The 21,938-nt window shown below is 64.4% G+C and carries 21 protein-coding genes and 2 tRNA genes; 17 read left to right on the top strand and 6 right to left on the bottom strand.

What is annotated here, in order from left to right:
• Positions 1 to 47: 47 nt before the first annotated feature.
• Entirely contained in the window at positions 48 to 806 is a 759-nt protein-coding gene (locus FYK34_RS19585) for a pteridine reductase (RefSeq protein ID WP_149299420.1), read from the bottom strand.
• 81 nt (positions 807 to 887) lie between these two features.
• Here FYK34_RS19585 and FYK34_RS19580 point away from each other — a divergent pair, with 81 nt between their 5' ends.
• The 3 genes from FYK34_RS19580 to FYK34_RS19570 all read left to right on the top strand — a co-directional run bounded on the left by FYK34_RS19580 (position 888) and on the right by FYK34_RS19570 (position 2,309).
• Positions 888 to 2,045 carry a class I SAM-dependent methyltransferase gene (locus FYK34_RS19580; RefSeq protein ID WP_149299419.1) on the top strand — a complete coding sequence of 386 codons (1,158 nt, stop codon included), beginning with the start codon at positions 888 to 890 and terminating at the stop codon, positions 2,043 to 2,045.
• Between the two features lie 75 nt (positions 2,046 to 2,120).
• Positions 2,121 to 2,197: transfer RNA gene (locus FYK34_RS19575), tRNA-Met, on the top strand.
• 35 nt (positions 2,198 to 2,232) lie between these two features.
• Positions 2,233 to 2,309: transfer RNA gene (locus FYK34_RS19570), tRNA-Met, on the top strand.
• Positions 2,310 to 2,506: 197 nt separating this feature from the next.
• On the opposite strand, the gene FYK34_RS19565 is transcribed toward FYK34_RS19570, so the two are convergent.
• Both FYK34_RS19565 and FYK34_RS19560 read right to left on the bottom strand, forming a co-directional pair.
• The gene (locus tag FYK34_RS19565) at positions 2,507 to 3,367 is read right to left on the bottom strand and encodes an AraC family transcriptional regulator (RefSeq protein ID WP_149299416.1); all 861 of its coding nucleotides are present in this window, start codon (positions 3,365 to 3,367) and stop codon (positions 2,507 to 2,509) included.
• A gap of 70 nt (positions 3,368 to 3,437) precedes the next feature.
• Positions 3,438 to 4,328: a LysR family transcriptional regulator gene (locus tag FYK34_RS19560; protein WP_149299414.1), complete on the bottom strand. Its 891-nt coding sequence runs from the start codon at positions 4,326 to 4,328 to the stop codon at positions 3,438 to 3,440.
• 157 nt (positions 4,329 to 4,485) lie between these two features.
• Between FYK34_RS19560 and FYK34_RS19555 the strand changes: the two genes are divergently transcribed.
• The 12 genes from FYK34_RS19555 (at position 4,486) to lnt (ending at position 15,473) form a co-directional block, all read left to right on the top strand.
• Positions 4,486 to 5,706 carry a tetratricopeptide repeat protein gene (locus FYK34_RS19555; protein WP_149299412.1) on the top strand — a complete coding sequence of 407 codons (1,221 nt, stop codon included), beginning with the start codon at positions 4,486 to 4,488 and terminating at the stop codon, positions 5,704 to 5,706.
• Positions 5,699 to 6,640 (top strand): DMT family transporter, encoded by a 942-nt coding sequence (locus FYK34_RS19550; protein ID WP_196782544.1) that lies wholly within the window; start codon positions 5,699 to 5,701, stop codon positions 6,638 to 6,640. The genes FYK34_RS19555 and FYK34_RS19550 overlap by 8 nt, the downstream gene beginning before the upstream one ends.
• A gap of 62 nt (positions 6,641 to 6,702) precedes the next feature.
• Positions 6,703 to 7,404, top strand: coding sequence for an RNA pseudouridine synthase (locus FYK34_RS19545; protein ID WP_149299408.1), 702 nt, complete (start codon positions 6,703 to 6,705; stop codon positions 7,402 to 7,404).
• Between the two features lie 156 nt (positions 7,405 to 7,560).
• Entirely contained in the window at positions 7,561 to 8,763 is a 1,203-nt protein-coding gene (locus FYK34_RS19540) for a cation:proton antiporter domain-containing protein (protein ID WP_149299406.1), read from the top strand.
• A 72-nt stretch (positions 8,764 to 8,835) separates the two neighbouring features.
• On the top strand, positions 8,836 to 9,216 hold the full coding sequence (locus FYK34_RS19535; RefSeq protein WP_149299404.1) for a hypothetical protein: 381 nt from the start codon (positions 8,836 to 8,838) through the stop codon (positions 9,214 to 9,216).
• 30 nt (positions 9,217 to 9,246) lie between these two features.
• Positions 9,247 to 10,581: a tRNA (N6-isopentenyl adenosine(37)-C2)-methylthiotransferase MiaB gene (miaB, locus tag FYK34_RS19530; RefSeq protein ID WP_149299402.1), complete on the top strand. Its 1,335-nt coding sequence runs from the start codon at positions 9,247 to 9,249 to the stop codon at positions 10,579 to 10,581.
• Positions 10,582 to 10,660: 79 nt separating this feature from the next.
• Positions 10,661 to 10,948 (top strand): YciI family protein, encoded by a 288-nt coding sequence (locus FYK34_RS19525; RefSeq protein WP_149299400.1) that lies wholly within the window; start codon positions 10,661 to 10,663, stop codon positions 10,946 to 10,948.
• Positions 10,945 to 11,616 carry an HAD family hydrolase gene (locus tag FYK34_RS19520; protein ID WP_149299397.1) on the top strand — a complete coding sequence of 224 codons (672 nt, stop codon included), beginning with the start codon at positions 10,945 to 10,947 and terminating at the stop codon, positions 11,614 to 11,616. The genes FYK34_RS19525 and FYK34_RS19520 overlap by 4 nt, the downstream gene beginning before the upstream one ends.
• Positions 11,613 to 12,572 (top strand): PhoH family protein, encoded by a 960-nt coding sequence (locus FYK34_RS19515; RefSeq protein ID WP_149299395.1) that lies wholly within the window; start codon positions 11,613 to 11,615, stop codon positions 12,570 to 12,572. The genes FYK34_RS19520 and FYK34_RS19515 overlap by 4 nt, the downstream gene beginning before the upstream one ends.
• The gene (gene ybeY / locus FYK34_RS19510) at positions 12,559 to 13,065 is read left to right on the top strand and encodes an rRNA maturation RNase YbeY (RefSeq protein ID WP_149299392.1); all 507 of its coding nucleotides are present in this window, start codon (positions 12,559 to 12,561) and stop codon (positions 13,063 to 13,065) included. Before FYK34_RS19515 ends, ybeY begins: the two co-directional genes overlap by 14 nt.
• A 3-nt stretch (positions 13,066 to 13,068) precedes the next feature.
• On the top strand, positions 13,069 to 13,920 hold the full coding sequence (locus FYK34_RS19505) for an HlyC/CorC family transporter (protein WP_149299390.1): 852 nt from the start codon (positions 13,069 to 13,071) through the stop codon (positions 13,918 to 13,920).
• 62 nt (positions 13,921 to 13,982) lie between these two features.
• Entirely contained in the window at positions 13,983 to 15,473 is a 1,491-nt protein-coding gene (gene lnt, locus FYK34_RS19500; RefSeq protein ID WP_168209811.1) for an apolipoprotein N-acyltransferase, read from the top strand.
• Between the two features lie 165 nt (positions 15,474 to 15,638).
• Here lnt and FYK34_RS19495 read toward each other — a convergent pair whose 3' ends face one another.
• Both FYK34_RS19495 and FYK34_RS19490 read right to left on the bottom strand, forming a co-directional pair.
• On the bottom strand, positions 15,639 to 17,285 hold the full coding sequence (locus FYK34_RS19495; RefSeq protein ID WP_231137318.1) for a methyl-accepting chemotaxis protein: 1,647 nt from the start codon (positions 17,283 to 17,285) through the stop codon (positions 15,639 to 15,641).
• A 148-nt stretch (positions 17,286 to 17,433) separates the two neighbouring features.
• A complete protein-coding gene (locus tag FYK34_RS19490) occupies positions 17,434 to 19,311 on the bottom strand; it encodes a methyl-accepting chemotaxis protein (protein ID WP_149299388.1) in 1,878 nt (625 codons plus the stop codon).
• A gap of 382 nt (positions 19,312 to 19,693) precedes the next feature.
• Here FYK34_RS19490 and FYK34_RS19485 point away from each other — a divergent pair, with 382 nt between their 5' ends.
• Together FYK34_RS19485 and FYK34_RS19480 are read left to right on the top strand one after the other, a co-directional pair.
• On the top strand, positions 19,694 to 20,488 hold the full coding sequence (locus FYK34_RS19485) for an MOSC domain-containing protein (RefSeq protein WP_149299386.1): 795 nt from the start codon (positions 19,694 to 19,696) through the stop codon (positions 20,486 to 20,488).
• Positions 20,489 to 20,521: 33 nt separating this feature from the next.
• A complete protein-coding gene (locus FYK34_RS19480) occupies positions 20,522 to 21,436 on the top strand; it encodes a glutaminase (RefSeq protein WP_149299384.1) in 915 nt (304 codons plus the stop codon).
• A 95-nt stretch (positions 21,437 to 21,531) separates the two neighbouring features.
• Here the strand turns inward: FYK34_RS19480 and rplQ are convergent, their stop codons facing one another.
• Positions 21,532 to 21,927, bottom strand: coding sequence for a 50S ribosomal protein L17 (rplQ, locus tag FYK34_RS19475; RefSeq protein ID WP_103903487.1), 396 nt, complete (start codon positions 21,925 to 21,927; stop codon positions 21,532 to 21,534).
• Positions 21,928 to 21,938: the final 11 nt, after the last annotated feature.

Raw genomic sequence — 21,938 nt, 5'->3', positions numbered from 1 at the left:
CGATTTTACCGGTTCCCGCCGCCAAAATCCATGGCGGCGGCAAACCGTCACAGCACGATGCCGCGCCCCCCGTCCACCGCCAGGATCTGGCCGGTGACATAAGTGGCGTCCAGCAGCAGGAAAGCCACCGCGCGCGCGATGTCCTCCGGCACGCCGGTGCGCTGCAGCGGGATGGTGGCTTCGATCTTGGCGCGAACCTCCGGGCCAAACGACTCCGCGCCGTCCGGCCACAGATTGACGCCCGGCGCCACGCCGTTGACGCGCACCGCCGGCGCCAGTTCGATGGCCAGGCTGCGAATCAGCTGGGCGTGGCCGGCCTTGGCCAGGTTGTACACCACGTGGCGCGCCATCGGCCGGTCCACATGGATGTCGGCGATGCCGACGATGGCGCCGCCGCGCCGCGTCAGCTCCGGCGCCAACGCCTGGCTCAGGAACAGCGGCGCTTTCAGATTGCTGCCCATCAGATCATGCCAGGCCGCCTCGTCTATCTTCCCCACCTCGGTGGGGAAGAAGCTGGAGGCGTTGTTGACCAGGCCATCGATGCGGCCGAAGGCCGCCAGCGCGCGCTCGGCCAAGTCCGGCAGGGCCGCTGCATCCAATAAATCCGCCTGGACCAGCGCCACGCTGTCCGCCCGCGCGGCGTTCAGCTCGCTCGCCAGCGCCTCGGCCTCGGCACGCGAGCCGCGATAATGCAACACCAGCCTCAAGCCGCGGCCATGTAATAGCCGGGCGATGCCGGCGCCTACCCGGCGCGCGCCGCCGGTAATCAACACTACGCGCTCGTCTTGTTGTCGCTCTGTCAGCATGGCTTCCTCGTTTAAAATTGCCTCTTCCCGGGCACGGCGCTTTGCACCACAATCGCGCCACATTGTAGCAGGACGACCACCATGACCACCCTCCCCGCCGCCAGCCCCGAAGCGCTGGCGCTCAGCCAGGCCCTGTGCGGCCGCATCAGCCAGACCATCGCCGACGCCGGCGGCTGGATACCGTTTTCGCATTATATGGAATTGGCGCTTTACGCGCCCGGCATGGGCTATTATGCCGCAGGCAGCCGCAAGCTGGGCGCGGAAGGCGACTTCATCACCGCGCCGGAGCTGACGCCGCTGTTCGGCCAGAGCCTGGCGCGCCAATTGGCCGAGCTGCTGCCGCAAACAGCCGGCATAGTCTACGAGTTCGGCGCCGGCACCGGCAAACTGGCGATAGACCTGCTGGCCGAGCTGGAAACGCTGGGCTGCTTGCCTCAGAAATACATCATCCTGGACCTGTCGCCAGACTTGATAGACCGCCAGCGCGACAATATCCGCGCCGCGCTGCCGCACTTGGCGGATCGCGTCGAATGGGCCAGCCTGCTGCCGGACGCCATCGACGGCATCGTCATCGGCAACGAACTGCTGGACGCCATGCCCTGTGAAATGGTGTTCCGCGACGAAAACCGCCTGCTGCGCCAACGCGGGGTGACGATACGCGACGGCGCCCTGTGCTACCAAGACCGCGACTTCGCCGATCCCCGCCTGGCCGAACTGGCCGCGCAGCTGGTGCCGGACATCCCGCGCTATGAAACCGAAATCAGCCTGGCCAACCGCGGCTTCATCGCGACCGTGGCCGGCGCGCTGACGCGCGGCGCCATCCTGATGATCGACTACGGCCACGCCGCATCCGAGTATTACCACCCGGAGCGCAGCATGGGCACCTTGCTGGGCCACTACCGCCACCACACCGTGCAGGACCCGTTCTACCTGCCTGGCCTGATGGATCTGACCTGCCACGTGGACTTCAGCGCCGTCGCGCAGAGCGGCATAGATGCCGGGCTGAACCTGATAGGCTACGCCAGCCAAGCGCAGTTTCTGCTCAACTGCGGCCTGACCGAGCGGCTGCAGCGGCTGGACCCGAACGACGTCAAAACCTATCTGCCGGTGGCCAAGGCGGCGCAGCGGCTGCTGTCGCCGCAGGAAATGGGCGAAACCTTCAAGGCGATAGGCTTCGGCAAGGGCGTCTCCATAGACTGGCTGGGCTTCTCCCGCGGCGACCGTTGCTACACGCTGTAATTTTTTCAATCCGGACTTGACAGCACTAGGAGCGGTGCGTATATTTCGCGTCTCGGTGCAACAGCATCGAAATGTGGCGAATTAGCTCAGTCGGTTAGAGCGACGGAATCATAATCCGCAGGTCCGGGGTTCGAGTCCCTGATTCGCCACCACAGTTTGTTGAGAAAACGCGCAAGCGGGTTCTCGCGGCGAATTAGCTCAGTCGGTTAGAGCGACGGAATCATAATCCGCAGGTCCGGGGTTCGAGTCCCTGATTCGCCACCAAATAAAAAATAGGCCAGCTGATGCTGGCCTATTTTGCATTCATCTTCCGACAAGCTCATTCCCACAAAATCTGCCACGGCAAGGCAGCCGCCTCCAAGCCCTGCGCGCGCAAGCGATGCGGCTGGCGATGCATCCGCCCACCGCTATCCAGGGCGCGAGGGCTCGCAACAGAAAGCCCTGCGCCAGTCCGAACGCCATCAACGCAGCGGCAGGTAGATGTCGGTTTGCAGCAGATGCTCCGGCGTGTCGCCGGCCAAGTTCAGATCGTGGAAGTACACCGGGAAGTCACGCGGCGTCTCGCCGCTGCCAGGCAGCCACTCACGATACAAATACCCCACACTGCCACCCAGCTGATGGTGGGAGCCCTGATGGCGCACCACCGCGCAGCGCCCGCCGGGGATTGGCTTGCCCACCACGCCCTGCGGATTGGCAGGCACCGGCGCGTCGACACTGCCGCAGATGTCGAAGCGGAAAGCCTCCGGCTCCGTGGTTTCCGGGTTGTCGTAGGCGATGCCGTAGGTCTGGCTGCTGGCCACCGGCGATAGGCCGCTTTCCTTGCGCCATGCGATGAAGCGCAGGGCGCTGTCGTTGACCTTCTCCGGCGGCCCCCTATGCTCCAACGCCGCCACCATGACGGTCGCCACCTTGACGATTTTCACATCCATACTGTCCATCCTTTCACTGACGGGAGGCGTCATCCGCGCATGCCACCCGGCCCAGTCCGGCCGGCGGCGAAACTCGCTGGGCGACTGGCCCTGCATCTGTCTGAAAGCGCGCGAAAACGACTCCGGATTGTCGAAACCGCAGTCCAGCGCAATGTCCGTGATCTTGGCCCCTGGCTGGAACACCAGCCGGTACGACGCCCGACGCAGCCTTTGCGTCAGGATGTAGCGGGCCACGCTCACGCCCAAATAGGCTGAAAACTGGCGGTGAAAATGAAAGACGGAGAAATGGGCCACCCGGCTCAAGCGCTCCACCTCCAGCGGCTGGTCCAGATGGCTGGCGATGTAATCCAGCACCTTGTCGAAACGCCGCGCATAGCGGTCCGCTTTGTCCATATCCGTCCTCCATGGCCGCCACTATGCCGCGGCGGGCCAGACTGTTCTTGACATGGTTTGCTGGATTCGCTCAAACGGCGAAGCCGCCTTCGCGTTGCATGCGCGCCGCCAGCTGCACAAAGGCCCGCGCAGCCGGGCTGGCCTCGGCCTCGCTTAACACGGCGATGCCGACACGCCGCGTCACCGGCGGCGACAAGGGACGGCTGACATAACCGCCCGGATACGGCACGCGGGGCAGCGACATCTCCGCCACCAGCGTCACCGCCTCGCCGCTGGCGACGATTTCCAGCGTGCTGAGCAACTGGGCGCAGCGATAGCGCACATTAGGCTGCAAGCGCGCCGACTGAAACAGGTGGCTGACCAGCTCCGCCGAGCCGGCCTCGGTCAGCACGAAAGGATCGCCGCACAACTCTGACAACGTCACTGCGGTCCGCTCCGCCAGCGCATGGCCGGCCGGCAGCACCGCCACCATCTGGTCCTCCAGCAGCGCATAGGTGTCGAAGCGCGGCTCCGGCAGCACCACGAAGCCGGCATCGATGCGCCGGTCCTGCAGCCATTGCAGCACCAGCCGGTCCGGCCCCTCGTCGATATGGATTTCTATGCCCGGGTATAGCTGGCGATAGCTCGCCAGAATGGCCGGCAACAACCGCATGGAGGAAGTGGGGCCAAAAGAGCCGATGCGCAGCGTGCCCTGGCGCATGCCGCGCGCGTCCGCCGCCTCCTGCCTTACCGTCTCCGCCAGCCCCAGCATGCCGCGCATGCGCGGCAGCAGCTGGCGGCCGATGTCGGTGAGTTCCACCGCGCCTAGCCGCCGCTGCAGCAGCTCCACGTCCAGTTCGCGCTCCAGCTGGCGGATGGCGTGCGACACGGCCGACTGCGAGATGCCCAGCCGGGCGGCCGCCGCGGTAAAGCCTTGCAACTCCGCCACCAAGGAAAAGATCTGCAATTGGGTCAAAGTCATGGCGATACCCACCAACATGAGTGAAAGCTCATTTTACCATGACTCGCATTTGGCATAAGAATATGCAATCGCAAACGATCACCATCATCCAGCATGCCGGAGCAAACCGCGCCTCAGGCACAGCGCAGCCGGCATGCCCGCAACGGAGCCGTACCGCATGAACGCTTCCCCCTTCGCCGCCACCGACGGCGCTTCGACGCTGTGGCCGGCAATCAACGGCCATTTTCTGTCGCTGAAGGGCATCCCTGACAGCCTGCTCCCGCAAAACCGCGCTCAGGCCATTTATCGCCAGTTGCTGATGGGCTTCGACGCCATCACCTCCTGCGAACTGAAAGACCTGTACAAATTCACCCTCTGCCTGCAACAACTGGACAAGGCCGAGACCGAGCGGCCGGAGCTGCGCACGCTGGTGGCGGCTTTCCAAAGCTGGGTCAGCTTCGACTACGCCGCCGCTCGCCGGCACTTCCGCCAGCATCTGCATCGCTATCCGACCGACGTGATCGCGCTGTTTTGCGCCCATATGTTCGACTTCTGCGCCAGCCAGACGCCGGAACTGATGCCCGACCTGGCGCTGTTCGACCAGCATATTGACGACCGCCATCCGCTGTACTCCTACTATCTGGGCGTCAAAGCCTTCGTTCATGTCGAAGCCGGCCGCGCCCAGCCGGCGCTGAAGCTGGGCCTGGATTCGCTGCGCCATTGCCCGGACAATATCTACGGCATCCATGCGGTGGCGCACGCGCTGCATGAACAGCAATGCTGGGAGGAGCTGTGCCTGTTCCTGGAACAGTGCCGCGAGCAGTGGATAGACAACGCCGGCATGCGCATGCATGTCTACTGGCACCTGGCCATCGCTTACGAGAAAAGCGAGCAGACCGAGCTGGCGGTGCGCACCTTCCACGAGATGTACGCGCTGAAGGACAGCCTGTTCGCCAAACAGGACCTGGACGCGGTGGCCTTCCTGTGGCGCCATCGCCTGCGCCATCCCGACGACAGCCGCTTCGACGACCAATGGCGGCAGCTGGCGGGACTGTGGAGCGGCAGCATAGGCTCGTCCATGTCCTACTTCCACCGTCTGCACGCCGCCCTGGCCTTCGCCGCCAGCGGGCAGCCCTTCCTGATTGAGAAATTGATCGCCGAATGCGATGGCTTCGGCCTGGACAGGGACACCCACCACACCGGCATCGCGGTGCTGCAGGCCATCCTGGACTTTGCCCACGGCCGCTACCAAGCCTGCCTGGACAAGCTGAACGAGCAGCAGCCGCGCTGGGGCGTGCTGGGCGGCAGCCGCGCCCAGCGCGAACTGCTGCCGCTGACCCTGCAGGCCTGCAAGCAGCGCCGCGAAACCGCCAACCAGGATGCCGCCCTCCATGCATGAACGCGCCTCGCCCCGTCTTTATCTGCAGCTGGCCCTGGTCTCCGCCATCTGGGGCGGCACCTTCATCGCCGGCCGCCTACTGGCCGGCGGCGTGCCGCCCTTGCTGGCCGCCAGCCTGCGCTTCGGCATCGCCAGCCTGACGCTATTGGCCTTCCTGGCCGCCACGCGCACGCCGCTGGCCCGCCCGTCGGCCCGGCAGGCGCTGCAATTGCTGCTGCTCGGCGGTTTCGGCATCTTCGGCTACAACCTGTGCTTCTTCTACGGTCTGCAACTGGTCAGCGCCGCGCGCGCCTCGCTGATCGTGGCGCTGAATCCGGCCATGATCGCGCTGGCCTCCTGGCTGCTGTTGAAGGAAGCGTTGCCGCCCCTCAAGCTGGCCGGCGTGGCGCTGTGCCTGGCCGGCGCCGGCCTGGTCATCGTCGGCAAAAGCGGAGGCGCGCTGGCGGGCATGCACCCTTGGCTCGGCGACCTGCTGATCCTGGGCTGCGTCGGCAGCTGGGTGGTGTACAGCGTGGCCTCGCGCGGCTTGTCGCGCAGCCTGGGGCCGCTGCAGACCGTCACCTGGTCCATCCTGCTCGGCACCGCCATGCTGTGCGCCGCCACCTGGATTCTGGGCGCCGCGGATCTCGCCGCCATCGCCCGCTTGCGGCCGGCGCAATGGGCCAGCCTGCTCTATCTGGGCGCGCTGGGCTCGGCGCTGGCCTATATCTGGTACTACGACGGCATCCAGAAGATAGGCCCCACCCGGTCCGGCGCCTTCATCGCCTTGAACCCGCTCACCGCCGTGTTGCTGGGCGCGGCGCTCCTGGGCGAGCGCTTGACGCCGGGCATGATGATGGGCGGCGCGCTGGCCATCCTCGGCATTGTGCTGTGCAATCTGGCCATCGGCCCGTCCTGGAGCAAACTCGCGCCGCTTGGCTCGCGCCAGGCCTAAGCCGTTTGTCAGTCCGTCGTCCAGGGCGGATAATCGCCGTCCATTTGATAAGGAAGCGAACAATGGACGAGACGAGCGTGCGCCTGTCCAAGCGCATGGTGGAACTGGGACTGTGCTCGCGGCGCGAGGCTGACGCCTGCATCGAGCAAGGCCTGGTGAAGGTGGATGGCAAAGTGGTCAACACGCTGGGCGCGCGCGTATTGCCGGAGCAAGAGATCACGCTGGCCGGCATGCCGCAAGCCTTGGCGACCCTGCCGGTGACGATGCTGCTGAACCGCCCGGCCGATGAGGACGCGCCGCCGGCGCAGTGGTTGGGACCGGACAGCCGCTCGCCGCAAGACGCTTCCGAGCAAGTCTGGCTGGCGCGGCATCGCCAACACCTGACAGCCTTCGGCGCCATTGACGAACTGTGCCATGGCCTGGTCGTACTGACCCAGGACAAGAAGCTGCCGCGCCACCTGGCCGAATGCGAGATGGAGTTCCTGCTGCAAGTGGCGCTGGCGCCCGCTCCCGATGAGCTGAAAAAACGCGTCGCCACCCTGCGCCTGGACGGCAAGCCGCTGCGCCAGTGCAAGATCAGCCGCCAGAGCGATCATCAGCTGCGCTGCGCCGTTTACGCGCCGCGCGCCGGTTTCTTCGACGAAATCAGCCGCCAGCTCGGCGTTGATCTGCAAGGCGCGCGCTGCATCCGCATCGGCCGCCTGGCCTTGTCCGGCCTGCAGCCGGGAGAATGGCGCTACTTGCAGCCCTTCGAGCGTTTCTGACGCCAAGCCCGGCGGCCGGCCCCCTTGCGCCGGCGCGAGCAGGCGTCGCCCGCCTCGCGGCAGAGTGATGTTGAATCAATAGAAGAAAATTTATCGGAACTAGGCCTCTGATATACCGTCTTTATATCATTCAGTCATTCCAACGGAACTTTGCCCATGCCCCACGACACCCCCCTGATCACCACCATCGTCGGCGGCCTGGTGTTCGCCTTCGCCTTCGGCGCCTTGGCGCTGCGCCTGAAGCTGCCGCCGCTGGTGGGCTATCTGACCGCCGGCATCCTGGTCGGCCCGTTCACGCCGGGCTTTCAGGCCGACACCGCTCTGGCGCCGGAACTGGCGGAGCTGGGAGTGATCCTGCTGATGTTCGGCGTGGGCCAGCATTTTTCGATCAAGGACCTGCTGGCGGTGAAGTCCATCGCCGTGCCCGGCGCCTTGGCGCAGATCGCCGTGGCCACCTTGCTGGGCATGGGGCTGTCGCATTTCCTGGGCTGGCCGCCGGGCGAAGGGCTGGTATTCGGCCTGGCCTTGTCCGTGGCCAGCACCGTGGTGCTGCTGCGCGCGTTGGAAGAGCACGGCTGGCTGGAAACCGAGGATGGCAAGATCGCCGTCGGCTGGCTGGTGGTGGAGGATCTGGTGATGGTGATCACCCTGGTGCTGCTGCCGGCCTTCGCCGGCGTGCTGGGAGGCGGCCAGGCCGCGCCGTCCTGGGCGCAGCTGGGCTGGACCCTGGCGCTGACCATGGCCAAGGTGGCCGCCTTCGTCGCGCTGATGCTGGTGGTGGGCCGCCGCTTCATTCCGTGGATGCTGGAGCGCATCGTCCACACCGGCAACCGCGAGCTGTTCCGCCTGGGCGTGCTGGCCACCGCCCTGGGCGTGGCCTACGGCGCCACTCAGCTGTTCCAGATTTCCTTCGCCCTGGGCGCCTTCTTCGCCGGCATGGTGATGGCGGAGTCGCCGTTCAGCCACCGCGCCGCCGAGGAGTCGCTGCCGCTGCGCGAGGCCTTCGCCGTATTGTTCTTCGTCTCCGTGGGCATGCTGCTGGACCCGCAGGTGCTGCTGCAGGATGCGCCGGTATTGATCGCCACCGTGCTGATCATCGTGCTGGGCAAGTCCGCCGCCGCTTACGGCATCGTGCGCCTGTTCCGCCTCAGCCGCCACACCAGCCTGCGCATCGCCGCCAGCTTGGCGCAGATAGGCGAGTTCTCCTTCATCCTGGCCGGCCTGGGCATGTCCTTGGGCTTGCTCAGCGCGCGCGGCCAGGCGCTGATCCTGGCCGGCGCCATCGTCTCCATCCTGCTCAACCCGATGATGTTCGCTTTGGCCGAGCGGCAGGCGGCCAAATCCGCCGCCCGCGCCTGAGGCGGCGCAAAAACATTTGGCCGGCACGGCCGCCGGCTATGCTAAAATCGCGCGCAACGCGTTCAATTTGCTATGAAAAAACTCCTCGCCGCCCTCTGCCTGCTATGCCAGATCCTGCCCGCCTACGCCGGCCGGCTGCTGCCGGACAGCCTGGTTTTGGGCACGCTGGGCGATGCCAACGAGGCGGGCCTGGCGTTCACCCGCGGCGACCGCACCCTGCTGCAGCGCCTCGTCACGTTGATCGCCTTAGCGCCGCAGCGCTTCCCGGTGGCGCCGGGCGTCAGGATTTTCGACGAACACAACCGCTTCCTGCTGAGCGGGCAATTGAACGAGCTGAATGGCCGCGTCGCAGGCGTGACCTTCGATCCGCAAGGCAACATCAACCGCATCTGGGTGCTGGGCGATGAGGAAATCGAGGCGCTGAAGCAGCGCCAGGCCCAGGCCTCCCCCTGAAACCGAACACAGCTGGAAATCCAAGTAGCAATGAAGAAGGTATACATCAAGACCTTCGGCTGCCAAATGAACGAGTACGATTCCGACAAGATGGCGGACGTGCTGGGCAGCGCCGAAGGCATGGTCAAGACGGACAACCCGGAAGAAGCCGACGTCATCCTGTTCAACACCTGTAGCGTGCGGGAAAAAGCGCAGGAGAAGGTGTTTTCCGACCTGGGCCGCATCCGCCCGCTGAAGGAAGCCAATCCCAACCTGATCATCGGCGTGGGCGGCTGCGTGGCCAGCCAGGAAGGCGACGCCATCGTCAAGCGCGCGCCGTATGTGGACGTGGTGTTCGGTCCGCAGACGCTGCACCGCCTGCCGGACCTGATCGAGAGCCGCAAGCAGAGCGGCCGCTCGCAGGTGGACATTTCCTTCCCGGAAATCGAGAAGTTCGACCACATCCCGCCGGCCAAGGTGGACGGCGGCGCGGCCTTCGTCTCCATCATGGAAGGCTGTTCCAAGTACTGCTCGTTCTGCGTGGTGCCCTACACCCGCGGCGAAGAAGTGTCGCGCCCGTTCGAGGACGTGTTGACCGAGATCGCCGGCCTGGCCGCCCAGGGCGTCAAGGAAATCACGCTGCTGGGCCAGAACGTCAACGCCTACCGCGGCCAAATGAGCGACGGCGAGATCGCCGACTTCGCCCTGCTGCTGGAGTACGTGCACGAAGTGCCGGGCGTGGAGCGCATCCGCTTCACCACCAGCCACCCGCGCGAATTCAGCCAGCGCATCATCGACTGCTACGCCAAGCTGCCCAAGCTGGTCTCCCACCTGCACCTGCCGGTGCAGAGCGGCTCCGACCGCATCCTGATGGCGATGAAGCGCGGCTACACCGGCCTGGAATACAAGTCCATCATCCGCAAGCTGCGCGCCATCCGGCCGGACCTGTGCCTGTCCTCGGATTTCATCGTCGGCTTCCCCGGCGAGACCGAGGCCGACTTCGAGCAGACGCTGAAACTGGTGCGCGATTGCGAGTTCGACTTCAGCTTCGTCTTCATCTACAGCCCGCGTCCGGGCACGCCGGCGGCCAATCTGCCGGACGACACGCCGCACGCGGAGAAGGTGCGCCGCCTGGAAGCGCTGAACGAGGTGATCGAGGCCAAGGGCTTCGCCATCAACCAGTCCATGGTCGGCACCGTGCAGCGTGTGCTGGTGGAAAACGTGTCGAAGAAGGACGCCACCATGCTGGCGGCGCGCGCCGCCAACAACCGCGTGGTCAACTTCGCCGGCCACCCGCGCCTCTTGGGCCAAATGATAGACGTCCGCATCACCGCCGCCTTCCCGCACTCGCTGGCCGGCGAGGTGGTGACCCACGAAAGCGTCTGACCGTGCAGGGGCGCGGCGCGCTATGCAATGCAAATTGCCGGGCGTATGCTGTGCCCTCTTTCTTCACGGAGGATGAAGCATGTTTGTCGTGTCGCTGACCTATACCGCCCCGCTGTCCGATGTGGACGCCTTGCTGCCCGCCCATGTGCAGTGGCTGAAGCAAGCCTATGCCGACGGCCTGTTTGTCGCCTCCGGCCGCAAAGTCCCGCGCGACGGCGGCGTCATCCTGGCCCGCGGCGAACGCGCGGCGCTGGAGGCGCGTCTGGCGCAAGACCCGTTCGCCCAAGGCGGCGTGGCCCGCTACGACATCATCGAGTTTGTCCCCAGCATGGCCGCGCCCGGCCTGGAAAGCCTGACAGAAGCATGAACCCGCGCGGCATCAAGGCCCTGCTGCTGGACCTGGACGACACGCTGTTCGACGACCGCCACGCCACGGCGCAAGGCTTTGCCGCCTTCATCGGCCCGCATGCCGCCCGCTTCGCCGAATCCGATAACGAGCTGCTCCGCCGCTGGCGCGGCTGCGTGGCCCGCCACTGGCATCGTTTCGAGCAAGGCGAATTGACGATAGAACAGCAGCGCCACGAGCGGCTGCGCGACTTCCTGAACCTGCCGCATCTAAACGATGACGAAGCCGCGCGGCTGTTCCAGCCCTATATGGACGCTTATCGCCGCCACCGCCGGCTCACGCCCGGCGCGGCCGCGTTTCTCGACGCCACGCGCCATCTGATCCGCATCGTGGTCAGCAACGGCGCCGCCGAACAACAGCGCGACAAGCTGGCCCACCTGGGCATCGACCATCACTTCCGCCACGTCGTCACCGTGGACGAGGCCGGCGCGGCCAAACCCGATCCGCGCATGTTCCGCCACGCGCTGGCGCTGGAAAACCTCGCGCCGGAACACTGCCTGATGGTAGGCGACGACGGGGAGCGCGACATCGCGCCGGCCCGCAAGCTGGGCATGGCGGCCTGCCAGGTCTCACACGGCAGCCATGCCGCCGTTTTTGAACAATTAAGCCGACAATTGCAAACCGCATGAGCACGAGCGAATCCCTGAGCTTCAACCCGGTGGACAACGACAGGCTGGCTCGCCTGGCCGGTCCGCTGGACGAAAACCTGAAACAGATAGAAACCGGACTGGACGTGGTGGTGCAGCGCCGCGGCGAAGCCTTCCGCGCGCAAGGCCCGGCCGCCAAGTTGGCGATCGAGGCCCTGACCCGGCTCTACCTGCTGGCCGACAAACAGGACGTCTCCATCGACGACGTGCAGCTGACCCTGGTGGAGCTGCGCCAACAGCAAGACACGGCGGAGCAGGAAGAGTCGCCGGTGCTGGCTACGCGCCGCGGCGACCTCAAGGGCCGCACGCCCAACCAGGCCCGCTACATCAAGGCCATCCAGCAGCACGACGTCACCTTCGGCATCGGCCCGGCCGGCACCGGCAAAACCTATCTGGCCGTCGCCTGCGCGGTGGACGCGATGGAGCGCGACGCGGTCAAGCGCATCGTGCTGGTGCGCCCGGCGGTAGAGGCCGGCGAGAAGCTGGGCTTCCTGCCCGGCGACCTGGCGCAGAAGGTGGACCCCTACCTGCGGCCGCTGTACGACGCGCTGTATGACCTGATGGGTTTCGACCGCGTCACCCGGCTGTTCGAGAAAAATCTGATCGAAATCGCGCCGCTGGCCTATATGCGCGGCCGCACGCTGAACCACGCCTTCATCATTCTGGACGAGGCGCAGAACACCACGCCGGAGCAGATGAAGATGTTCCTGACCCGCATAGGCTTCGGCTCCAAGGCGGTGATCACCGGCGACGTGACGCAGATCGACCTGGCCCGCCACCAGAAGAGCGGCCTGGTGGAAGTGGAGCGTATCCTCGGCCAGGTGCGCGGCATTCATTTCCATCATTTCACCAGCCACGACGTGGTGCGCCATCCCTTGGTGCAGAAAATCGTCGACGCCTACGACACCTATCAAAGCAAGCAAGATGAAAAAAGCTAAACGCCACCCGCTGCTGGCCCGCCTGAGGGCGCGGCTGGAGTTGACCCTGGACCTGCGCACCGACGCCGCCATCCTGCCGGAGCCGGCGCTGATCCGCCGCGCCTGCCAGGCCGCGCTGCAACGCCAGGTCAAACTGGCCCAGGTCAGCATCGTCATCGTCGATGCCGCTGAAGGCCGTCAGCTCAACAATGACTACCGCGGCAAGGATTATGCGACCAACGTTTTGTCCTTTGCCCTGAACGAAGGCGAGACGGTGGCCGGCCTGCCGCTGTTCGGCGATCTGGTGCTGTGCGCGCCGGTGGTGGAAAAGGAAGCCGCCGAGCAAAACAAAGACCTGATGGCCCACTACGCCCACCTGCTGGTGCACGGCATGCTGCATCTGCAGGGCTTCGACCACGAGGAAGACGACGAGGCCGAAGCGATGGAAGCGCTTGAAACCGTCATCGTTAAACGGCTAGGATATCCCGATCCCTACCACGAGGAGCAACACTAAGAAATGGAAGACCCCAGTAAACCGCGACCTAGTTGGCTTGAACGCCTGTCCACCATGCTCATGCGCGAGCCGGAGGACCGCGAGGATTTGATCGAATTGCTGCACAATGCCTTCGAACGCAATCTGCTGGACGCCGAGGCGCTAGGCATGATCGAAGGCGTGTTGGAGGTCAGCGAGCTGACCGTGCGCGACGTGATGATCCCGCGCAGCCAGATGCATGTGCTGAACATCGACGATCCGATCTCGCGTTTCCTGCCCACGGTGATCGACAGCGGCCACTCGCGCTTCCCGGTGATAGGCGAGAGCAAGGATGACGTGCAAGGCATCCTGCTGGCCAAAGAGTTGCTGCGTTACTTCCATGCGCCCGCCACCTTCAATCTGAAGAACGTGCTGCGCCCGGCGGTGTTCGTGCCGGAATCCAAACCGCTGAACGTGCTGCTGCGAGACTTCCGCGCCACCCACAACCACATGGCGGTGGTGGTGGACGAATACGGCGGCGTCTGCGGCCTGGTGACCATCGAGGACGTGATCGAACAAATCGTCGGCGACATTGAGGACGAATACGACATCGAAGACGACGAGGACGACATCGTGCCGGTGCGCGGCCACGAACGTTATCGCGTCAAGGCGCTGACCGAGATCGAAGACTTCAACCATTACTTTGGCACCGAGTACGCCGACGATGACGTCGACACCGTCGGCGGCCTGGTGATTTCGCTGACCGGCCACCTGCCCAAACGCGGCGAGAAGATCGAAGCCGCCGGCCTGCGCTTCACCGTGCTGCGCGCCGACAGCCGCCGCCTGGACACGCTGCTGGTGGAGCGCGTCCAGTCTGCCGTCGGCCAGGCCGAATAAGGCCTATGCTGAAAGCGGCCGGCTTGCCGGCCGCCAACCCCTCACACACGACACGCTAGCCCATGCGAATCCTGTTTTTATTGCTGGCCGCCGCGCTAGCCGGCGCGCTGACCCTGTTTGCCTTCGCCCCCTACCGCTTGTTCTGGCTGATGCCGCTGTGCCTGGCGGCGCTGATCGAACTATTGCAGCGCGAGCCGCGCCGCGCCTTCTGGATAGGCTATGTCTGGGGCGTGGCCGCCTATACCAGCAACTTCAAGTGGATTTACGACAGTCTGCACGACGTAGCCGGCTTGCCGGCCTGGATCGCCGCGCCGCTGGTGCTGCTGCTGCCCGCCTATCTGGGGCTGTATCCCGGCCTGGCGGCCTGGATAGCCTGCCGCATCGACAGCCGCCCCGCGGTACGCTGGCTGATCGCCTTTCCCGCCGCCTGGGAGCTGGGCGAATGGCTGCGCAGCTGGGTGATGACCGGCTTTCCGTGGGCCGCCGCCGGCTATTCGCAAATCACGGAGAGCCCCTTGTCCGGCTACGCGCCGCTGGGCGGCATCCATCTGGTCAGCTATCTGGTGGCGCTGTCCGCCGGCGCCCTGGCCATGCTGGCGCGCGCCGGCATGCGGCAGCGGCTGGCCATCCTGCTGGCGGCCGGCCTGATTTGGGGCAGCGGCTTCTGGCTGCGCGGCCGCGAATGGACTATCCCGGTCGGCAAGCCCATCACCGTGGCGCTGGCGCAGGGCAATATCGCCCAGGAAATGAAATGGTCGCCGGAAAACCTGGAATTGTCGCTGCTGACCTATTACCGCCAGGTAGCGAAAACGCGGGCCGATCTGATGATCCTGCCGGAAACCGCGTTGCCGCTATTCCTGGACGACCTGCCTTCCGGCTATCTGACCATGATGCGCGGCGAGGCCAAGCGCGCCGGCATGGCGCTTGCCAGCGGCGTGCCGCGCCGCACCCCGGATGGCCGCGGCTATCTGAATGCCGTGGTGGCGCTGACCGATCCCAAGATGCCCTACTACGCCAAGGACCATCTGGTGCCGTTTGGCGAGTTCGTGCCGGTGCCGGCGCTGATAGGCTGGATCTACCAGCACATGGACATGCCGCTGTCCGGCTTCAGCCGCGGCGGCGCCAACCAGGCCCCGCTGACGCTGGCGGGACAAAAGGTGGCGTTCAACATCTGCTATGAAGACAGCTTCGGCGAGGAGCTGATCGGTCCGGCAGCCCAGGCCGGCATCCTGGCCAACATCAGCAACCTGGCCTGGTTCGGCAAGAGCGAGGCCATGAGCCAACACCTGCAGCTATCGCAGGCGCGTTCGCTGGAAACCGGCCGCTACATGCTGCGCGCCACCAATAACGGCATGACCGCCATCATCCGGCCCGACGGCGAAATCTCCGCCATCGCCGCGCCGTTCACCACCCAGGTGCTGACCGGCTTCGCCCAGAGCCGCCAGGGACTGACGCCATACATGCGCGTGGGCAATCTGCCGGTCATCGCCGGCTGCGCCCTGCTGCTCATCCTGGCGCTGGGCTTGGGCTGGAGGCGACGCGGCCAGCATTAAGCCACGCCTGGCTGACGCTGCCCTCGCCCATTTCTCTACGGTCTGCGGCGCGGTTCGCGCGCCTTAAGGTAGCGATGCCTGCGACGCGAAACGCAGGATGAGAAAACGGCGGCGCTTCTTCCGAGACGCCGCCGTTTTCTGTCCCGCCTCCGCCAGCCCGCGCGCTCAGCGATCCACGTGGAAGCGCGATACCAGCTGGCGCAGATTGGTCGCCAATTGATGCATGCTGTGGATGGCCTGCGATGCCGCCTGCGACGCCGCCGCATTGCTGCTGGCGCTGGCCGCGATCTGCTCCACGTGCTGGGCGATATGCTGGCTGGCCACGCTTTGCTCCTGCAAGGCGTAGGAAATATCGCCCACCACGCCTATCACGCCATTGGCGCTGTTCTGAATGCGGGCGATTTCGTCGCCGGCCTGCTCCGCCAGGCCAAGCCCGGCCTTCACCCGGGCCACCGCCTCTTCCATGCTGAGGCGCGAATGCTCCGCGCCCTGCTGCACATCCTGGATCATCGTGGCGATCTCCTGCGTGGCCTGCGCCGTGCGCTCGGACAGCTTGCGCACCTCGTCCGCCACCACGGCAAAGCCGCGGCCCATCTCGCCAGCGCGCGCCGCCTCGATGGCCGCGTTCAGCGCCAACAGATTGGTCTGATCGGCGATGTCGCGGATCACTTGCATGATGCTGGAAATGGTCTGCGTCTTGCCTGCCAGGCTGGTGATGATGCCGGAAGTCTGATCCACCGCGTCGTTGATGCGCCGCATCTCGTTCACCGCCTCGGCGATCACCGCCCCGCCGCTCTTGGACAAGGTGCCGGACTCCTTGGCCAGATCGCGCGCGTCCTGCGAACGGTCGGAGATGTGATTGACGCTGACCGTCAGCTGCTCGATCGATGCCGCCATCGCGGTAGCGGCCGAACTTTGCTGCTCCGACCCCTTGTCCACCGCCTCCGCCTCGGCCGTCACTTCGCTGCTCACCTGCGACAAGCGGTTGGCGCCGTCCACGATATCGCGCACCAGCCGCTGCAACTCCATCTGCATGCCGCTCACCGCCGCCATCAGGCTGCTGGCGTCGCCTGCGCGCACCGGAACGGGTTCGCACAGCTGGCCCGCCGCAATGCGCTTGACCACCGCCACCGTATCTTGCGGATCGCCGCCCAGCTGCCCCAGCACATTGCGCAATATCATGCCGCCCAGCCCCAGCAGCAGCAGCATCGCCAGCACCATCACCCCGCCCAGCCACCACAGCTCCCGATGGAAAGCCGCTTGCACATCGTCCAGATAAATGCCGGTGCCGATGATCCAGTGCCAGCCCGGCGTGGTGCTGATATAGGACAGTTTGGGCACGGGGTCGGAGAAGCCTGGCTTGCTCCACACATATTCGGCGTAGCCCCCGCCTCCGGGTGAATTGATCGCACCTTGGAACAGGGTCTTCAGCTCGACGCCGTTCGGGTCCTTGACCCCGGCCAGATTCTTGCCTATCAGTTCGGGCTTGGCGCCATGCGCGACATAGTTCCAGTCCGCGTCATAGGCGAAAAAATAGTCCGACTTGTCGTAATGCATGGAGCTGATCACCTTGGACAGCGTGAGCTTGGCATCGGCCTCCTTGAACTTTCCCTCCGCCACCAGTTGCTCATAGGTGCTCACCATGGTCACCACGCCCTCCACCAGATTGCGCACCTTGTCTTGCCGGTCCTGCATCATGCTTTGCCGCTGGTGGGACACGCTGAACATGCCCACGGCGCACACCACCAGTATCACGATCAGCATCAAGCCCTGCAGGCGGACCTTCAGCGTCAAACCCTTCATGTTTCCCATCCCTGCACTCCTTCCCGATCCCCTGCCGCTTATTATTGTCGGAACCCGCCGACCCATTCCCCGCCGGCCACTTCCCCTTGCCCACCGGCATGCCGGTGTGAAAAAGCCCGGAATCACCGGGCTTTCTGCTGCTGGGCAGCGTTGCTTATCAGACGTGGAAGCTGGAGAACAGCTGCCGCATATTGTTGGCCGACTGGGTCAGGCCGGACAAGGTGTCTCTCACCGTCTGCAGCGCATCGTCGCTGTCGACGATGCGGCCGTTGATCTGCTCGGTGCTTTGGGCAATCAGCGTAGTGGCCTTATGCTGCTCGCTGGTGGACAGGGTGATCTCGTTCATCTTGGCCATCACCTCCTGCATCGCGTTCTGGATCTGTTCGATGCGCTCCACCGCGTTTTGCGTCAACTCCACCCCGCCATCCACCGAGTTGACGGTGCGCTGCATATTGTTGACCGCCTGGCTGGTTTCCTCGCGAATGGTGCTGACCATGCCGGAAATCTCCACCGTGGCCTGGCCGGTGCGTTCCGCCAGCTTGCGCACCTCGTCCGCCACCACGGCGAAGCCGCGGCCCATTTCGCCGGCCCGCGCGGCCTCAATGGCGGCGTTCAGCGCCAACAGATTGGTCTGATCGGCGATGTCCTTGATCACATTGGTGATGCCGCTGATCTGTTGTGAACGTTGATCCAGCGAGGCCAGCATGGTGGACAAGCCCTTCACCGCATCCACCGTGCTGTTCATTTCGTTGGAAATCTGCAGCATGCCGCTGGCGCTCTCGCTGGACACATTGCCGGTGTGGTTGACCAGGCCATCCGCCTCGCGCGCGGCATCGGCGATGTGCGAGATGCTGACGGTGATCTCTTCCAGCGTGGCGGCATTGGAGCTGGACACGTCGGCGATCTGGCGGGAATCGTGCGCCACCTTGTCCACCGTCTGCGTCACGCTCTCCACGCCGTTGGTCACGCGCTCCGCTTCCTCCTTCACCGCCACGAACATGCGTTGCAGCTGATCGATGAAGCGGTTGAAGGCGTTGGCGGTCTCGGCGATCTCATCCTGGCCGCTGACCTGTATGCGGCGGGTCAGGTCGCCCTCGCCCTGCGAAATTTCCAGCATGGCGCCGCGCAGGCGGCCCAAACCGGACAACATCTGGCTCAGCAACACGCTGGCCACCGGAATCAGGATGACCACGCACAAGGAGCCCAGACCGATGATGGTGAGCAGCAAGGTATGCAGCGGGCCGGACACCACGGAGCCATCCGTCACCACGCCCAGCAGCCAGTTGGTGCCTTCCACCGGCTGCACCTCCACCAGCTTGTCCTCGCCGCCGATCTGGATCGTCGCCATGCCATTGCTGCCCGCCAGCTGCGTCAGGCGGTCGCCGGTCAATTCCGGCACTTTTTCCGACAGCGGCTTCAGCGTCAGGCTGGCGTCCGGGTGGGCGATCACCTTGCCGGTCTTGTCCACCAGGAAGGCATAGCCGTTGCCGCGCAGCTTAACCGCCAGCACGGTTTTCACTAGGTCGTCGATGAAGATGTCGCCGCCGACCACGGCCTTCAGGCCGCTGCCGTCCTTAACCGGCGAGACGAAAGTCACCACCAATTTCTTGGTGTCGAAGTCGACATAAGGATCGGACACGCCGGGATTGCCGCTGGCCGCCGCCTGCTGGTACCAGGGGCGCGCCACCGGATCATAGCCTTGAGGCTGCGGCTTCATGTCGGAGCGGATCATCACATGCTGGGCGGTGCCGATGTACGTCATGTCGAAACCGCCAGCCTGGCTCAACCGCGCCAGGGTTTGCCGTGGGTCCTGCTCACTCACCAGCGGGTTGGCCGCAATGACCACCCCCACCTTGCTCTTGTACCAACTGGCCACCAGACCGGCATAGCCCTTGGACGTGCCATCCAGCTCGTTTTCCACGCCCTGGATGATCTCATTACGCATCTGGCCGTAGACCAGCACCGTGATCACCACGCCCAACACCACCAACAGCAGGGCAATAAAAGCAATCAGCTTGACTCTCAAAGAGCGCATACCACTTCCTCCTCATCCCCAATCACTTGCAGAGCCATCGCCGCTTTGCACATCGCCGCGTCTGGCACAGTTACGCTGTTATTACCTTCTCCGGTTTAGTCCTAATTCACACAAAGCTCAACGGCTAAACCAAATTACCTGAGTCATTCATTGCAAGATTGCAGCGGTCTTGATCTGGCACACCTCCGTAGCGTCATACGGGATTCCGTCCGACAATCGACGAATAGTTCCCAATGTAAATTGTCACTGCGATATATGCAACGAGACCTTTAAAAAGCCTGCCCGCCTCTCCATGGGATTTGATTAAAGATTGTGTCATAAAGTACTGGCAGCCCAGCCCATCCAGCTGCTAGCATCGACCTTCCACTCAGGAGTCATCCCCATGCACTTGACCGCCATGTTCACCCATCCCGTGAAGTCCGCCCGCGGCATCGCCACCACCCGCGCCTACGCGGGCAAACTTGGCTTGCTGCATGATCGAGAATGGCTGCTGGTCTCGCCGGATGGCAAGCAGATCACCGCGCGCACCCATCCTCAGTTGCTGCGCGTGCGCGTGGAACTGATGCCTGGCGCCATCTTGTTGCACTACCCTGGCAAAGCGCCCATTTTGGCCATGACCACCGTCTACACCCAAGCCCATCCGGCTCAGGTATGGCAAGACGATTTCGCCGCCCGTCATGGCGACATCCGTGTCGATGCGTGGTTTGGCGACATCTTGGAAGCCGACTGCCGTCTGCTCTGGCTTGGCGCCCAATCCCAGCGCCCCTTCCTGGAGGACGGGCAGATGAGCTTTGCCGACGGCTATCCCTATCTGCTGGTCAACCAGGCCTCCCTCGATGCCCTGAACCAGCAGTTGGCAGCACCCGTCACCCTGCGCCACTTCCGCCCCAATCTGGTCGTCTCCGGCGACTACCCGTGGGAGGAGGATGAATGGCAAGTGATCCGCATCGGCGAAGTGGAGTTCGATGTGATGAAGCCGTGCACGCGCTGCGTGCTGACCACCATGGATCCCGAGCTTGGCGTCAAGCGCGAGGACGGAGAGCCTTTGCAGACGCTGATTCGCACCCGCCGGCTGGCGGAAGGCGTCTGCTTCGGCATGAACCTTCGCGCGCGCAACGAGGGCGTGCTGGAACTGGGCGCGCCGCTAGAGATATTGGAACAGCGTTACAACTTCTAGACGGCGCCAGCGCGCGCTGATTAGAATCATTGAATGAATCTACAAGCGCTCATTGAAGACATTCGGCAGCAAGTCCTGCCGTTTTATGATCAGGGCAGAGTAGCGGACTATATTCCGGCGCTCGCCTCCATCCCTCCCCATCAGTTTGGCTTCGCCATCCATACCCTGGATGGCGAGCAGTACGCCTGCGGCGATGCCGACACCACCTTCTCCATTCAGAGCATCAGCAAGGCCTTCATGCTGGCGCTGACGCTGCAGGCCGACGGCGACGCGCTCTGGCGCCATGTCGGCAAAGAACCGTCAGGCAATCCCTTCAACTCGCTAGTGCAGCTGGAATACGAACACGGCATCCCGCGCAATCCCTTCATCAACGCCGGCGCCCTGGTGGTTACCGATAGGGCCATCGCCCATTTCGGCGACGCGCATGCGCATCTGCTTGCCTGGTTGCGGAGAGAGTGCGCTAACCCCGCGCTGCGAGCCGACGAAGCCATCGCCGCCTCCGAGCGCGCGCATGGCGATCGCAACGCCGCCTTAGCCCACTTCATGAAAAGCTATGGCAACCTCGAGCATCCTGTGGAAACCGTGCTCGATCAGTATTTTCACAATTGCAGCATCGCCTTGAGCTGCCGCGAACTGGCGCGGGCCGGCCTGTTCCTGGCCAATCACGGCGTCTCGCCACTGACAGGCGAAAGATACCTGAGCCGCAGCCAGGCCAAACAGGTGAACGCCGTCATGCTGACTTGCGGCACCTATGACGCCGCCGGCGAATTCGCTTATCGTGTCGGCCTGCCGGTGAAGAGCGGCGTCGGCGGCGGCCTGCTGGCGGTAATACCCGGCAAGATGAGCCTAGCGGTATGGAGCCCCCAGCTAGACGCGCGTGGCAACTCCGTGCTCGGCCTAGAAGCGTTGGATCGCTTCAGCACCGCCACCGGGCTATCCATTTTCTAAATGAGCAAAACCGGACGCGACGAATCGGGTCCGGTTTGGCAAGGCATGAAAAAAGCCAGCTCCTGAGAGCTGGCTTCTTTCTGCAACTTCGTCGATTACTCGGCGGAGTTGTCTTCTACGGCAACGGATTCTTCCGGACGGTCCACCAGCTCTACCAGAGCCATCGGGGCGTTGTCGCCCTTGCGGAAACCGTACTTCAGGATACGCACGTAACCACCATTGCGGGTAGCGTAGCGCGCGCCGAGCACGTCGAAGAGTTTAACCACGATTTCGCGGTCACGGGTGCGGTCGAACGCCAGACGACGGTTGGCGAGAGACGGCTTTTTGCCGAGCGTGATGAGCGGCTCGGCCACACGACGCAGTTCCTTGGCCTTCGGCAGCGTAGTCACGATTGCTTCGTGCTTCAGCAGCGAGTTGGCCATGTTGCGCAGCATCGCCAGACGATGGCTGGTCGTGCGGTTCAGTTTACGATTACTGTAACGATGACGCATTGTTAATGTCC

This window comes from Chromobacterium paludis (genome assembly GCF_008275125.1).
Taxonomy (GTDB): Bacteria; Pseudomonadota; Gammaproteobacteria; order Burkholderiales; family Chromobacteriaceae; genus Chromobacterium; species Chromobacterium paludis.
This window is presented reverse-complemented; position numbering and strand designations above follow the sequence as displayed.